General features: G+C 54.8%; 13 protein-coding genes. 12 read left to right on the top strand and 1 reads right to left on the bottom strand.

What is annotated here, in order from left to right; all coding sequences use genetic code 11:
- The first annotated feature begins 102 nt into the window (after nt 1-102).
- The 9 genes from EA20_RS0112595 to EA20_RS0112555 all read left to right on the top strand — a co-directional run bounded on the left by EA20_RS0112595 (nt 103) and on the right by EA20_RS0112555 (nt 10,552).
- Nucleotides 103-1,107: a TRAP transporter substrate-binding protein gene (locus EA20_RS0112595; RefSeq protein WP_038381589.1), complete on the top strand. Its 1,005-nt coding sequence runs from the start codon at nt 103-105 to the stop codon at nt 1,105-1,107.
- 77 nt (nt 1,108-1,184) lie between these two features.
- Entirely contained in the window at nt 1,185-1,742 is a 558-nt protein-coding gene (locus EA20_RS0112590) for a TRAP transporter small permease (RefSeq protein ID WP_081772577.1), read from the top strand.
- Nucleotides 1,743-1,750: 8 nt separating this feature from the next.
- Nucleotides 1,751-3,055, top strand: a complete 1,305-nt coding sequence (locus EA20_RS0112585; protein WP_369699792.1) for a TRAP transporter large permease — start codon at nt 1,751-1,753, stop codon at nt 3,053-3,055.
- Nucleotides 3,056-3,477: 422 nt separating this feature from the next.
- Entirely contained in the window at nt 3,478-5,073 is a 1,596-nt protein-coding gene (gene tssA, locus EA20_RS0112580) for a type VI secretion system protein TssA (RefSeq protein WP_024967166.1), read from the top strand.
- 182 nt (nt 5,074-5,255) lie between these two features.
- Nucleotides 5,256-5,708 (top strand): type VI secretion system baseplate subunit TssE, encoded by a 453-nt coding sequence (gene tssE, locus EA20_RS0112575; protein ID WP_024967165.1) that lies wholly within the window; start codon nt 5,256-5,258, stop codon nt 5,706-5,708.
- 36 nt (nt 5,709-5,744) lie between these two features.
- Nucleotides 5,745-7,085 (top strand): VasL domain-containing protein, encoded by a 1,341-nt coding sequence (locus tag EA20_RS0112570; protein WP_024967164.1) that lies wholly within the window; start codon nt 5,745-5,747, stop codon nt 7,083-7,085.
- Nucleotides 7,086-7,190: 105 nt separating this feature from the next.
- Nucleotides 7,191-8,054, top strand: a complete 864-nt coding sequence (locus EA20_RS0112565; protein WP_024967163.1) for an alpha/beta hydrolase — start codon at nt 7,191-7,193, stop codon at nt 8,052-8,054.
- Between the two features lie 346 nt (nt 8,055-8,400).
- Complete coding sequence (locus EA20_RS0112560; RefSeq protein WP_024967162.1) at nt 8,401-8,871, top strand: GNAT family N-acetyltransferase; 471 nt, start codon at nt 8,401-8,403, stop codon at nt 8,869-8,871.
- A 472-nt stretch (nt 8,872-9,343) separates the two neighbouring features.
- Nucleotides 9,344-10,552, top strand: a complete 1,209-nt coding sequence (locus EA20_RS0112555; RefSeq protein WP_024967161.1) for a sugar transporter — start codon at nt 9,344-9,346, stop codon at nt 10,550-10,552.
- Nucleotides 10,553-10,722: 170 nt separating this feature from the next.
- Here EA20_RS0112555 and EA20_RS20985 read toward each other — a convergent pair whose 3' ends face one another.
- The gene (locus EA20_RS20985) at nt 10,723-10,866 is read right to left on the bottom strand and encodes a hypothetical protein (RefSeq protein ID WP_200868317.1); all 144 of its coding nucleotides are present in this window, start codon (nt 10,864-10,866) and stop codon (nt 10,723-10,725) included.
- A gap of 241 nt (nt 10,867-11,107) precedes the next feature.
- Between EA20_RS20985 and EA20_RS21235 the strand changes: the two genes are divergently transcribed.
- The 3 genes from EA20_RS21235 (at nt 11,108) to EA20_RS0112540 (ending at nt 15,265) form a co-directional block, all read left to right on the top strand.
- Nucleotides 11,108-11,242: a hypothetical protein gene (locus EA20_RS21235; protein WP_255343083.1), complete on the top strand. Its 135-nt coding sequence runs from the start codon at nt 11,108-11,110 to the stop codon at nt 11,240-11,242.
- Nucleotides 11,243-11,469: 227 nt separating this feature from the next.
- Nucleotides 11,470-12,105: a response regulator transcription factor gene (locus EA20_RS0112545; protein WP_024967160.1), complete on the top strand. Its 636-nt coding sequence runs from the start codon at nt 11,470-11,472 to the stop codon at nt 12,103-12,105.
- On the top strand, nt 12,092-15,265 hold the full coding sequence (locus tag EA20_RS0112540; RefSeq protein ID WP_024967159.1) for a transporter substrate-binding domain-containing protein: 3,174 nt from the start codon (nt 12,092-12,094) through the stop codon (nt 15,263-15,265). Before EA20_RS0112545 ends, EA20_RS0112540 begins: the two co-directional genes overlap by 14 nt.
- The last annotated feature ends 47 nt before the right edge of the window (nt 15,266-15,312 follow it).

The following is a 15,312-nucleotide window of genomic DNA, read 5'->3' as shown; positions in this document are numbered from 1 at the left end:
CATTTCTTTTGAAACAGCGGTTCATAAATCCAATGAAGATCACTTAAATAAAATGAGACCCGTGTAACATAGACACATAACGTCTTACATGGTGATTGCATAATGAAAAGCCCAATATTTAAAAAAAGCCTCATTACCTCTGCGCTCGTTGCAGCGTTCCTCCTCACAGGCTGCAATGATGAAAAAGCCGAAAACAGCACGGTAATTCTCAAAACTGCTTTTAACCAGTCGGAGAACAACCCACAGTTCAAGGCGCTGGAAGATTTCAGCCAGAAACTGGAGAAGGAGACCCAGGGAAAATATAAGCTTGAGATCCACCCTAACGAACTGCTGGGCGATCAACGTGCTTCGCTGGAGCTGGTGCAATCTGGTGCCATTCAGCTGGCGGTGATTGCGAACCCGCTGGTGGAAAACTTCAATAAGAACTTCGCCGTGCTTGCCATGCCTTACGTCTACGATAATCCCGAACATCAGCGCAAGGCCTTTACCTCCGGGATCCTCGATAACCTGTTCAGCTCAACCACATCGCAGGGTTTTGAAGTGTTAACCGCCTATACCGCCGGGGCGCGTAGCATGTATACCAAAGGTGCAGCGGTTCACACCCCGGCGGAGATGAACGGCAAGAAAATTCGCGTGATGCAGTCCGATACCATGATCAAAATGCTGAGCTGCATGGGCGGCACGGGTGTCCCAATGGGCCAGGGTGAAGTTTACTCCGCGATACAGCAGGGCGTACTGGACGGTGCTGAAAATAACGAAATTACCTACAACGATCTGAAGCAGTATGAAGTGGCGCCTTTCTTCTCGAATACACGCCACGTTATGGTCGCGGATCTGCTGGTGGTGAATAACACCTTCCTGACGCAAATGTCCGCTGAGGATCAGGCAACCTTCCGCCGTCTGGCCAAAGCCAGTACTGAAGTCGAGTTCGACATGTGGAATCAGGCGCTGGACGCGGCGAAAAAGAATGCCATTTCACACGGCGCAACCTTTACCGATGTCGATATTAAACCGTTCCAGGCCCGCTGTGAAAAATTACAGTCGCAGCTACTGACCACACCAGAACAGAAAGAGATCTTCCAGAAGATTCGCGCTCTTTCAGAATAATTTTCCAGGGTAATTTCCGGATATGTCAGGTGGTATTACAGAATGCCGCCTGACCTTTTCAGGTATGGAGTTCAGTTATGAAAGTCACCTCCTCCTCCTTAGTCACGCCTACCGCAACGCCTCAGCCCTTAGAGGAAATTAATGCGCTGAGCAAAATTAAAAACGTGCTGGATAAGCTCGTCTCCTGGTTATGCATTCTTATTGTCGCCGCGATGACAATATTGGTCACCTATCAGGTTGTTTCCCGTTATCTCTTTAACAGCCCGAGCGCCGTCAGTGAAGTGCTGGCACGCTACCTCTTTATCTGGCTGGTATTAATTGGCGGCGCTTACGTCTTTGGTCAGCGGGAACATATGGCGATCACTTATCTCCGCGAAAAAATGCCGCCTGCCCTGCGTACGATACTCGAAATTATCGGTGAACTCGCCACCACCGTCTTTGCACTGCTGGTGCTGACGATGGGAGGTTATATCGGTATGACCCGGCAAATGGGACAGCTCGATTCAGCATTACAGATCCCAATAGGCGTTATTTACGCCGCGATCCCGCTCAGCGGCGCGCTGATTATTTTTTACTGCATCAGTAACCAGTTAACGTTATTCCGTCAGTTGTTTTCGAAACAGGGCAAGGTGTAATTATGGATATGGCTCTCAACGTCGCGCTGGTCATGTTTGCTGGCGTCTTCTTTATGCTGCTGATCGGCACGCCAATCAGCATCAGTATCGGCCTTGCTTCATTTGCCGCGATGGCCCTGATCCTGCCATTTGAAGGTTCAATTCTCACCTCCGCGCAGCGCGTTTTCGTCGGTCTAGACTCCTTCGCGCTGCTGGCCATTCCTTTCTTTATTCTGGCGGGCAACCTGATGAATAACGGCGGGATAGCCATCCGCCTGATCAACTGTGCAAAAATGGTCAGTGGTTTTCTGCCAGGCCCGCTGGCCCAGACTAACGTGGTCGCCAACATGCTGTTTGGCTCCATCAGCGGCTCTGGCGTGGCATCTGCCGCTGCGGTCGGTGGCATCATGTCGCCGATTCAGAAAAAAGAGAACTACGATCCGGCCTTCAGCGCCGCAGTTAACATCGCCTCGGCGCCAACAGGCATGCTGATTCCGCCAAGCAACTCGCTGATTGTTTACGCCACTATCGCAGGCAGCGTCTCGATTTCCGCCCTGTTTATGGCAGGCTATGTGCCGGGCATTCTCTGGGGGCTGGGCGTGATGCTGGTGGCGGGGATTATTGCGCGTCGTCGTGGTTATATGTTTTCCAAGGCCGTGCGGGTTAAAGGCGCCCGTCGTCGTATCCTGGTGGATGCAATCCCCAGCCTGATGATGATCGTCGTGGTTATTGGCGGCATCCTTGCCGGTATTTTTACCGCCACTGAAGCCTCCGCCATCGCGGTTGTCTATTCGCTGGCGCTGGGCATTTTTTACCGCAATATTACGCTTTCCAGCCTGCCGGCGATTTTCCTGGCCACCGCGAAAATGACCGCCATCGTTATTTTCATGCTGGCGGCCTCCTCAATCATGTCATGGGTCATGGCGTTTACGAAAATTCCGGCGCTTATCGCATCCGGCCTGCTCTCCTTTACCGACAGCTTCCTGGTGATCCTGCTGATCATGAACCTGGTACTGCTGGTCGTTGGCACCTTTATGGATCCGACGCCTGCCGTACTGATTTTCACCCCGATTTTCCTGCCTATCTGCATGCAGTTCGGGATGGATCCGGTGCATTTCGGCATTATGATCGTATTCAACCTCTCGCTGGGGACCATCACGCCGCCGGTCGGCCCGATACTCTTTACCGGGTGCAAGGTGGGGAATGTGCGTATTGAAGGTGTGATAAAACCGCTGCTGCCCTTCTTTATGGTGATTGCGATGGTACTGATGATGGTGACCTATCTGCCCGCCATTTCCATGGCGCTGCCACAGGCGATGGGTCTGGTAAAATAGTGCGATAAACAGGATGTTTATGGGAAGCCAGTATAACTGGCTTCCCGGTCGCGTTAAATTTTGGGCGGTTATCCAATGAGTACCCATAGCATTAATCACTATTTCATTATTTTCTGACGGCTTACCAATAACACCCCGCGACAAATATCACCAAAAACATCCTGTAAATTCTTATAACAGCGAATCACCCGTTACACATTATGCTTTCTGATCTCTGCCGTTTATTTATTGCTGAGGTTATATCAGCCCCGCCATGCCGTTATCACTGAATTAACATACAAGTTATTTTTACCCGTTAAAAATCACATAAGTCATTCAGGACAGGATTAAATAAACGCATCTGCTATTAACGTTTGATTACGCTGTGTCAGTTATTCTACTATCACCACTAATGGAATTTGTCGTCGTGATGGAACGGAATAATGACAACCCTGCCGGATTTAGTGCATGCCTGCGCCGCGGATAAAGAAGCTCTGCTGGAGCAGGCCCGCTTACATATTCAAAAATGGAACGCGTGGCTGATACCGATCGGTGAGAATCAGCCCACCGGCGAAGATCCGGGCTACGATGATGATTTTCAGCGCATCCGTGAAGAGGTCAATAAGCTATCCGGTATCGATACGGCGCTGATTTGCCAGCTCGCAGAGAGGCTGCTGACCGGCGTCAGTAAAGATCTGCGGGTGATCACCTTTTACGTCTGGGCCCGTCTGCATCAGGACGGTGAACTGGGCCTGGCTGAAGGCCTGGAGCTGCTCGCCGCGATGCTACAGCGCTTCGGCCCTGAGCTGCATCCTCTGCGTGATCGTAGCCGTCAGGCCGCGCTGACATGGCTGGGAAGCAGCCGGATGAGCGACACTCTTTCGCTTTTTCCTGAAGTCGATATGGCCGTTATGCAGCGTATTGTGGGCGCACTCCTGCTGGCAGAACAGGCGATGCAAATGCCTGGTGACGCCACGCCGCCAACGCTTTCGGCATTCTGCCAGGCGCTGGAGAATCGTCTGGTGCAAAGCGGCGGCGCGCGCAGCCTGGTGCCGCAGACCAGCCGTGAAGCGCGCACGGAGAGCGCAGCCACTTCCCCTTCTGCCCCTGTAATGACCGCCGTCAGCTCTGGCCGCGATCTGCTCGATCAGGCGAAAGTCCTGGCAAAATATCTGCGCGATCAGCCGGGCGGCTGGCTGGCTGGACATCACCTGATGAAAAGCATTCGCTGGGACACGCTGACGGAGCTGCCGCCGCTGGATGGTGCCGGACGGACGCGTCTGGTGCCGCCCAAACCGGATCACCGCGCCCACCTGAAGCGTCTCTGCCTGCAACAAAGCTGGTCTGAACTGCTGGAGCAGAATGACATTCTGCTGGCGCAGAGCATCAATCATCTGTGGCTGGATTTGCAGTGGTACACCTGGCAGGCACTGGTGAAAATGGACGGTGATAACGTGCGCGCCGATATTATCTGCCGCGATCTGAAAGGGCTGCTGACCCGCTTGCCCGGTCTGGAAGCGCTCGCCTTTAACGACGGCACCCCTTTTGCGGATGAGGTGACGCTGCACTGGATCCGCGAAAAGGTGATGGATGACGTTACCGGCTGGCAGGATGAACCCGTCACGCCAGCCGCCTCTTCTGGCGATGATGTGCTGACGCTTGAACCAGAAGTGCTGCAGCTGGCCGACAGCGAAGGCATTGAAGCCGCGCTGAACTGGCTCCAGGCGCGTCCCGGCTATACCTCATGCCGCGACCAGTGGCTGATGCGTCTGCTGATGGCGCGGGTGGCGGAGCAATATGGCAAAAATGAGATGGCGCTCTATTTACTGGGCGAGCTGGACAGCGGTGCGAAAAACCTGACGCTTGACCGGTGGATGCCGGCACTGATTTTTGAGGTTAAAGCGCGCCAGCTGAAGCTGCTGCGCGCCAAAGCAGGCCGCAGTGAGGCGGATAAAAACCGGCTACAGCCAGCGATGGAATCGCTGCTTTCCGGCCTGATCAGGCTGGATCCGGCCCGGGCGGCGGTGCTGTGCGGTTAACCGCACCCTGAGCAGAAAATGCCTGTTATTCGCCGTTATCGCTCAGCCCTCTTACTCCACGTAAAGCGGAATGAAGTGAAACGCAACGCAACAGGCTGGCGTCAGTCAACCCGGCGAGGTGGGCCTCGCCGAAGCGCCAGATGACGGACCCGGGCAGCGTTGAAGCCCATTAAGGAAGATAAATGCCGCACTCCACTGAAACACCTTCGCTGTATGAAATGCTGACGGGCCATTTTGCGGGTGGTCTCCGCCTGGAGGCGCTCAGCGACGAGAACCAGCTTATTCTCTCGGTGCTGGATAATATGCAGCGCATTCTCAACTGCCGGGCTGGCGCGCTGGCGCATCTCCCCGATTACGGCCTGCCGGATATGACGACGATGCTTCAGGGAATGCCCGGTACCGCGCATCAGTTAATGAGTACGCTGTCGGCGGTGCTACTGAAATATGAACCGCGTCTGATAAAAATCGAGGTCGTGATGCTGACGCAGCAGATGCCGGGCGAACTGCGCTATGCCATCGATGCTGAACTGAAAGGTCTCGGGCTGGTGCGCTACGGCACCGAATTTATGCCTGAGGGCAAGGTGCTGTTGCGCCACCTGAAAAGAGAACAGCTGGCCGGTAAACAACCAGCTTAGCAGCCTCCTCTGTTAACGCCCGACGGAGTCGAACCGATGAACCGACAACAATTTAAAAACGGCAGTGACCCGCGTGGACAGCCTGATTACGCCGCCCTGCGGGATGAGATGATGAAGTTATCTCATCCTGCCCGCCCGGATGTGAACTGGCCCTATGCCGAAACGCTCTGTCTGCGGCTGGCCGACAGTAACGGCATGGATCTCCAGACGGCAGCCTGGTTCACCCTTGCCAGCACGCACACCAGCGGACTCGCCGGTATGGATGAGGGGCTGACGCTTATCCGCCATCTGACAGTGCATTACTGGTCCGGGCTCTGGCCTGCCAACCTGGCCGCCCGTAAAGAAATCATTGCCGGACTGAACCGGCGTTTACAGACGGTTTTCCGCACGTTTCAGCTCACTTCCGCTGCCCTTCCGCTGCTTTATTCATGTAAAAAAAACCTTGCGCTGCTTGCTGAGACGCTGCTGCGTCACGATCTGAAACCGCTGACGCAAACAGATCGCCTGCGCCAGCAGATCCGGCAGACGATTAAGCGGCTGGAGGAAGTGCCGGACACTGAGTCGCCCGCACCGGCGGTTCTTCCGCTCCCGCAACAGGCGCAGCCGGACGCCGTAACACTGCCCGTTTCGCGCCTGCATGATCAGACCTCAGTGCCTGAACCTGTAGCGATAAGCGGCATCCCGCCTCGCCGTCGCCGCTACCATTTCGCTGCGTTCCTTGCTGGCGCGGCTTGCGCGTTCCTTGCTGGCGCGCTGATGCTGTGGGGATGGCATCAGCTCACCAGAACATCGCTGGCGGAACAGCAGTTTGTTGCCTCTCTCCATCCCTTGCCTGCTGCCCTGACGCCGGCACAGATCGCGCGGCTGAGGCAAAGTTCATCTCTGGCAGCCCAACAGGATGCGCTACTGGCGCAGACCAGATTGCAGCTGAAATGGCTGATGTCGCTGCCGCCGGACTGGGCGCAGCGTTATGGACAGAGCCTCACGGCACAGGTTCATTCGCTATGGCCGGATAATCCGGAAGCGGTTCAGCTTCAGCAGGCATGGCAGCGGCAAACTCTCGCCAGTGCCCTGCCGCTGACGGCGATGCGCGGCTGGCACGACGGCATGACGCAGCTTCAGCAACTGAGCGACAGGCTGAACGCACTGGATGAAAAACGCGGTAAATATATGACGGTGAGCGAGCTGAAATCGCAGGTTTTCACCATTACTCAGGCGTTCAGCCGCACCGTCCCGGCTGAAGAGCAACTCAGAAAACTGAGTGACGCTGAATACGGCGCTGTTACTCCGGCCACGCTAAAGCAGCAGAGCGAACAGCATCTGAAAGAACTGATTAGCCGTAGTGCGCTGACTGAAGGCGCCATGGCACCGCCCTGATGTTCTGGCGGTAACCCGGACAGCCCGACCAGCATCCGCGCCTTGCGCCATCACAACCGGCGCCAGGGCGATATTTCACCTCAACTTACTTGAAGGAGGTCTGTTGTGACAGAAATTTCAACACATACACTTGCTGAAGGCATTGCTTTAACGCTTCGCTCTCCTGCGGGTGGTACCCAAACACCGGCGATTGTTCTCTGCCATGGCTTTTGTGGCATCAGAGAAATTCTGCTGCCTGACTTCGCTGACGCCTTTACCCGTGCCGGCTTCGCCACTATTACCTTTGACTATCGCGGCTTTGGCGACAGCGAGGGAGAACCTGGCCGCCTGGTCCCTGCGATGCAGATTGAGGATATCCTGACCGTGGTTAACTGGGTACGGACACAGCCTGGCATCGATGCTTCCAGAGTGGGACTCTGGGGAACTTCGTTTGGGGGTTGCCACGTCTTTGGCGCCGCGGCAAAGGATCGGGACATCAAGTGTATTGTCAGCCAGCTCGCCTTTGCCGATGGTGAAGCCATTGTCACCGGGCACATGGACAAAACGGAAAAAGCGGGCTTTCTGGCTACTCTGGATAAAATGGCGGATAAACAGAAGATCAGCGGTAAAGAGATGTTTGTTGGCATCACCCGCGTATTAAGCGATACGGAGTCCAGAGCCTTTTTTGAGGAAAATAAGGTGTTATATCCGAAAATGGACATCAAAATTCCCTTTCTCACCGTTCGCGAAACGCTGCACTACAAACCAGCAGCCTGTGCCGCACAGGTCACCTGCCCCACGCTGGTTGTTATCGCTGGCGAAGATAAAGTCAACCCACCGGAGCAGGGACGGGCGCTTTTTGAAGCGGTAGCCACTACAGAGAAACAGCTGTATGAGGAGAAAGGCGCACGTCATTACGATATTTACACCGGCGACCATTTTCAGCAGGTCGTACGCGTTCAGACAGCGTGGTTCAACGCGCATCTCTGATAAGTCTTACTGATGACGGGCTTTCAGGCTCGTCATGACAGCAATACTTATTCTGCCTGATTCAATGCTGCTGGCGAGAAGCGTTACCGCCGTTCGTCCTGCAATTTTCCCGAAACGTCATGCGCTCCACGTGCTTTCCCTGATGCATCGATCAAAGATCCTGAAGCGGGCTGACAAGAGGTAGAGATCCCGGCTGAATTCTTATGAGCTTTTTCTACCTCTCCGGGCTGCGGCAACAAGATTCTTTTCAGATCGGCTTCCTGCTGGGAAATAAAGCACTCCAGATGCCATCACGAGATTTTATTGTTAGATTGCTGACACTGATAATTAACCCGGCAGGAAGATCATGATCAATTTTAAGCCTATGACAGCAGCAGAATTCTCAGCTTTCCTGAACTATTTGATACCAGATTACGCCGAAGAGATCTCATCCAGCTACCGGCTGCCGAAAGCGGATGCCTTTAAACAGGCGCAGGATCAGATCGACGCCAGTCTGCCGGAAGGCGTGGAAACCTCAGGCCAGGTACTTTTATCTATTTTTTATCAGGACGCAGTGCAAGAGCATCATGTCGGCTATTTCTGGTATAAGCCTGATGAAGCTTCACAATCCGTCTTTATTTATGACTTTTCTATTTTCCCCGCCTGGCGGAATAAAGGTTTAGGAAGCGCTGCAATGAACACGCTGGAGAAGGCGTTACGCCAGCAGGGTTTCACCCAGATAAAACTCAGGGTTGCGGCAGGTAACGAGCGCGCCAGACACGTTTATGAAACAAGTGGCTTCAGAGTGAACGGGTTTAATATGAATAAGCTGATTTAATCCAGCCGGGAGAATACCCCCTGTTTCACTGCGTTCCACTCACAGGGCTGTAGCACGCAGTCAAAAAAGTACCTCCTGTCTGCTTCTGTTATTCCGGTTAAGCTGGCCGCAGGTAACGGACTGTAACTGGCGGCCGGGCAGGCCTATGAAATTTTTTTATTAAAAAGCATCTTTTTATAGCTGTGAGTAATAGCCAGTCCGACTTGCGCCGTACCGCAACAGGCCGTTAATAGTGCAGCGATACGCTGCCTATCAACAGACTCTTAAAAATTAACTATCCAAAACAGTAAGATAAAAATTTCCTTTGCGGCGTTGTATTTATCGTTTTGAAACGATTTCAGGGCTGTACTTCTTTCAGGCAGCTCAGCCGCGCCGGGCTTAATGAGATCCAGATCACATTTTCTCTTGAAGTGTGCGTTGTGTGCCCTACAATTCTGCGCTTTCGAATCGCCGGATGAAGAGGGCAAACTTGATGACAGATATAACGCCGGTCTCCCGGAAGCTTGCCTGGTCGCGTGTCATGACGCTGGCCGCTGCTGCCTTTATTTTTAATACCACCGAATATATCCCCGTCGGGTTGCTGAGTAATATCGGTGACAGTTTTGGTATGCCTTCATCCCAGGTCGGCATCATGCTGACAGTGTATGCATGGATAGTGGCCTTAACCTCGCTCCCCATGATGCTGATGACCAGTTCGATGAACCGTCGTCATCTGCTGATTGGCATATTTACCCTTTTCACCGCCAGCCACGTGCTGTCGTTTTTTGCCTGGAATTTCAATGTGCTGTTGATCAGCCGTGTCGGCGTCGCACTGGCGCATGCGCTCTTTTGGTCAATTACGGCGTCGCTGGTCTTTAATCTGGCGCCGCCGGGCAGACAAGCCAGGGCATTGAGCCTGCTGGCAACGGCGACGGCGCTGGCATCCGTACTCGGTTTGCCGCTTGGCCGGTTGATAGGTCAGGTGTTCAGCTGGCGTAGCACTTTTATGGCGATTGGTATGGGCGCGTTTGCGCTGCTCTGGCTGATCGTGAAAATGATGCCGGACTTTACCTCGGCCAGCACGGGATCGGCGAAGAGTTTACCGGCGCTGCTCCGCCGTCCTGCGCTGGTCGGCATCTATGCGCTGACCGTCGTCGCGGTAACCGCGCACTTTACCGCCTTTACCTATATTGAATCTTTCACGCTGAAGGTAGGCGGTTTTGACGAAAGCTTTGCCACAGTCTTGCTGTTTGTACTGGGTTCCGCTGGCGTTATCGGCAGCATCATTTTCAGTAAATATGCCGAAATGTGGATTTCCGGGCTAATTACCGGCGCGTTGTTCACGCTTTCGGTCTGTTTACTGCTGCTCTATCCCTTCGCTTTCAGCCACCTTGGGATGATCGTACTGTCCCTGCTGTGGGGCGCATCCTTTATGATCATCGGTATGGGCATGCAGATGAAAGTGCTGAAGCTGGCATCGGATGCCACCGATGTGGCGATGGCTATCGCCTCAGGGATCATCAATATCGGCATCGGCGCCGGGGCGCTTCTTGGCAACAGGATCAGCAGCGATATGACTATTTCTGCGGTGGGTTATGTTGGCGGAGCATTGGCAGGTCTGGCGTTTATCGGTGCGGTGCTGTTATTCAGAAAATCCGGCAACAATGCCGTGGAAGCCGGCACCACAATTACGGAGTTGTAAGGCCAGTTTGCAACATCGCTGAGCGTGCAAAGCCCGTATTTGAAGAGGTTAAAGCAAGTTTACTGCTCAGCCAGCCCATGGTGAGGCCTGAGTCCTGTCGCGGACTCAGGCTGGTCCCGCTGCATCAACTGCCTGGCAGATAAGGAAGCTTCTCCAGGGCAGTTCAGGCATTATTCAGGGTCTTTATCGCCAGACTCTGGGGCAGAACCCGGATCGTCTTCCCGGTTTCCCTGCTGGCCAGATTTGTCCTTTTCCAGATCGTCAGGAACTGGAGCATAGTCTGGATGATCGCCATTCACTGGTCTGTCAGTCATATTCATCTCCTGCTTTTCACTTAAAGAAGTTTAAGTGTAGTTAAGCGCGCCCACTAACCCAAACGGCCAGTCATTATCATTCTCAGGATCAGGCGCCGCCCGCTATCTTTTCTTGCGTAACTACGGCAGGAATGGCGTCGAAAAGAGGCTAAAAAACTGCGTTTTATCAGGTTTGGCGATCCTTTACCGGCGTATATTGCCGGTGAAACTTTCCCTTAACGCTTAGCAACTCAGGAACAAAATGAAAAAAATTAGTGCGATCCTTCTGGTATCGGTATTAGGCATCATGTCAGCCTCCGCTTTCGCCTGTCCTAAAGGGCAGCACCCATACGGTGGCACAGGATCGCATCATAAAGGCGGCTACTGCTCTTTTTAAGTCAGCCTCCCGGTGGGATATCGCTGGCGATGCCCCACCTTTTTTAAGCACCAGCCCCGTCAGATCGCGCCACTGTCCTGCGTTTTCAGCGCCGTTCCCCTACGGCTGACGCCACCTTAACGTATTTGAGATTGTGCTTTTTACCCGGCATTGTCTATGATAACGCTCTGCCAGCGCAGGAGCGCGCTGACGTCAGGCGGTACGACGCCATTAGTACAGGGAAAAGTATGATTTCAATTCTGCTCGTCGACGATCACCCGGCAATCTGTTTTGCGCTGAAGGTGCTGCTGGAAAAGCAGGGCGACATCGTCGTCAGCACCTCTTCCGGCGAGAACCTGCTGGCACAGCTGCATCAGCAGCGTCCGGAATTACTGATTCTGGACCTTGAGCTCAGGCACGCCGACGGCCTCGATTTACTGCCCCGCATTAAACATCACTTTCCGGATCTTAAAATAATCATTTTCACCAGCCAGCCCGCGGGAATCTATGCCCTGCGAACGCTACAGGCAGGCGCACAGGGATTCGTAAATAAAAATATGCCGCTGGAAAACGTCGAGCCGCTCTGCAGGCTGATCGTGGCTGGCTACCAGTGCTTCCCGGAAGGCACCCTGTTCCGGGCCGCCATCGTGAGCGAAAAGCGCGACGATCCGGCTGCGCTGCTGAGCCGTTTTTCCGATCGTGAAATCGCGGTGCTCAACTACCTGAAGCAGGGAAAAAGCAATAAAGAGATTGCCGATCTGCTGATGCTGAGCAACAAAACCATCAGTACGTATAAAGCGCGAATGCTGCAAAAATGTGGCTGCGACGATCTCAGCCAGCTCATCGCTCTGGTTTTCGGGGAGGGCGACGATGCGAATCGTTAGCTGGCTGCTGCTCTTTTTTACCGGCGCAATGGCGCATTGTGCGGCGGCCCAGGAACCGCTTAAGCTTCTCTCCCGCAGCCTTGAAGTGATTGCCGATCCGGGGTTGAGCGCCAGCGAATGGCGCTGGGTACGGGAACACCGCAGGATCCGCCTTGCCGTCTGGCTGCCGATGTCGCCGCCCTACGATATCACCACCGGGCTGAATGATTATGGCGGTATTAACGCCGATTTTATCGGTCTGGCAGCGGATAACCTTGGCATTGAGATCGCCGTTATACGCTATGAAAACTATGATGCGGCGCTGGCCGCTCTGCGCGCGGGTCAGGCTGATTTTATCGCCCAGGCGAGCGACAATCAGCGCAGCCAGGGTCTGGTGCTGAGCCAGCCTTACAGTCCCAATATCGCCGTTGAGGTGGTCAATAACGAGGCCAGCCCTGATAACGTCATCAGGAAAATCGCCATCGCGCCGGGCTATGACCAGCAAAAAGTGCAGCGGCGTTATCCGCAGGCGGAGATCGTCTCTTTCCATTCTCCCCGCCACGCCCTGGAGGCGCTCGCCTTCCGGAAAACCGATCTCTTTTTTTGCGATGGCGTGACCGCACGTTATCTGGTGAGCCAGTCCAATATCAGCAATCTTTTGATCCGGCCTCTCGCTTCGCCGTTTCACGTTTCTGGGTTTTCCTTTGCCGCTCTGCCGCAGATGCAGACCTGGATTAACGTGCTGAATAAGGTGATGAAGGCCCTGCCGGAAAGCGCCAGCGTGGAGATCCACCGCCGCTGGAACGGCGGCATTCCGCTTTCCCTGAGCGAGCAGCAGCCCGTTTTTACCTCGCTGGAGCATAAATGGATCCGCGAACACAAACGCATCCGGGTAGCCGTGGCGGAGGATAATCCTCCCGTGGCCTTTTTTGACGACAGCGGACAGCTTCACGGCATTATCGCCAGCATTCTCACTGCGCTTCAGCTCCGTACCGGCTTTACTTTTGATATCCAGCGTTATCCTACCCAGCGAGCCGCGCTCGACGCGGTAAAGTCGGGTAAGGACGATGTCATCGCGGGCGTGACGCAAAAGGATATCTGGCGATCCGATCTGCTGACCACCCGAACCTGGCTCTACAACTCCTGGGTCATGGTGGGCCGCGTGGATCACGTAGCGGATGCGATTAATCCCACCGTCATCAGCCTGGACGGCCAGTCACCTGAAGATTGGCTGCGCAAGCAGAGCGGCGGAATGCCTGAAAAGGTTGATACCTGGCGACACGGATTTAACCGGGTGATCCACGGCGAAAGGAAAATGATCGCGATGCCGCTGATTGTCGCTAACACCCTGTTGCAGAATAAAGCGTACGCGTCGCTGCATATTCTCGGCAGTATCGATATCGATCCGATGCGCTTCGCGTTTGGTACATCGCGTCAGGCATGGCCGCTGATTACCATTCTGAATAAAGCGCTGATCAATATCCCACCTGAGGATCTCCATGCGATTACGCGGGGCGGTAACGCAGGTAACAGTTTTTCTTCAACCGCGCCAGCAACGATTCCGCTGAGCATGGCGTTCATCATCGTGATGGCGACAATGGTGCTGCTGCTTATCGCTGTCGCCTTTGGCTATCGCCATCAGCGACGTCACCGGCAACGGGTCGTGGCGCTGGTGAAGAGGCTCAGGCAGGCCCAGCGCCGCGCCAACCGCGCCAGCCGGGCAAAGAGCGCGTTTCTCACTACCATGAGTCATGAAATCCGCACGCCGGTCAGCGCCATTCTTGGGCTGTTAGAGCTGGTGATGAAGCGGCCCGGCGATACGCCGCAAAACCGGCAATCGGTGAAGGTCGCCTGGGATGCCGCCGGTGCGCTGTTACTGCTGATTGGCAATATTCTTGACGTCTCGCGCATTGAGTCAGGCCGCCTGATACTTCGTCCCGAACGTACGTCGTTACGTAAGCTGATCGAAGAGCCAGCCATGCTGTTAGAAGGCATGGCCGCGCAAAAACAGTTGGCGTTTGTGCTGGAGCTTGATGCCGATCTTCATGATGACGTGCTGGTAGACCGCAGCCGCTTCCGGCAGATCCTGGTTAATCTGGCCGGTAATGCGATCAAGTTTACCCGGCGCGGCCAGGTCACGCTGCGCGTGCAGCTTGACGGGCGGGACGATGGCTATCTGCGCCTGCGTATCGACGTGGAAGATACCGGTGAAGGCATTGATGAGGCCACGCGCCAGCGGCTTTTCCGCCCTTTTTCCCAGGGGAACAATCCGGGTGTCTCCCAGGGCAGCGGGCTGGGCCTCTATATCTGTCAGAATCTGGCGAAGATGATGGCAGGCAGCATAAATTTACAGAGCGAACCGGGTAGCGGCACTCTGGTGACAGTCCAACTTAAACTGCCCGTCATGGCCGCGCTGCCCGACGTCCCTGCCATCACGTCCTGCGCGCATGAGCGCAGTGTGTCGCTCAGCTTGCTGATTGTGGATGATAATCCGGCGGGGAGAATGTTACTCGCCCAGCAGCTGGGCTGGCTGGGACACCGGGTTATCAGCACAGAAAGCCCGAAAGCCGCGCTGGAAAAGCTGGCTGGCACCCGGCCTGACGTGGTCATTACCGACTGTAATCTGCCCGGCATGAGCGGTGTTGAACTGACGCGGATCATCCATGAGCAGTATCCCGGCATCATCGTGTTCGGGGTAACGGCGGATGCTCGCGAGGTCATCCGGGAAGAGGCCCGTGAAGCTGGCATGCGTGACTGCCTCTTTAAGCCGGTGACGCTGAACATGCTGACGGAGTTACTCGCAAGCGTAACGCTTGCAGATAACGTTCCGCCGCTGCCACAGTGGTCTCCTGCGAAGAATCTGCCTCCCGAACTGCTGGAAGGCGATCATTTATCCCTGTTCCTCTCGCTGCAGCTTTCCGTGCTGGATGAGTCCCTGACGCAGATACGCGCCTGGTATGACGCGCCGCATCTCTCACTGCGGGAGACGCTGCACAAACTGCGCGGCGGCATTCAGCTACTGGATATCCCGACGCTGGAAGCCGCCTGCGAAACGCAGGAAGCGGCTCCGGACCCTGAAGGACTACGGCGACTTGAAGCGGAGCTTATGCTGCTTCGCGCCACATTGCAGCACTGGTTTGAGGGCGCACAACTTTCCCAGGCCACGGACTACAGAAATTGAGGACGCTTCTGCGTCGTTTTGACCTCTGCTACTGCAGTACTCTGTTG

The organism is Pantoea sp. IMH (assembly GCF_000599885.1).
Classification (GTDB): domain Bacteria; phylum Pseudomonadota; class Gammaproteobacteria; order Enterobacterales; family Enterobacteriaceae; genus Erwinia.
The sequence above is the reverse complement of the archived record's forward strand: the minus strand, read 5'-3'. Positions and strand labels throughout refer to the sequence as shown.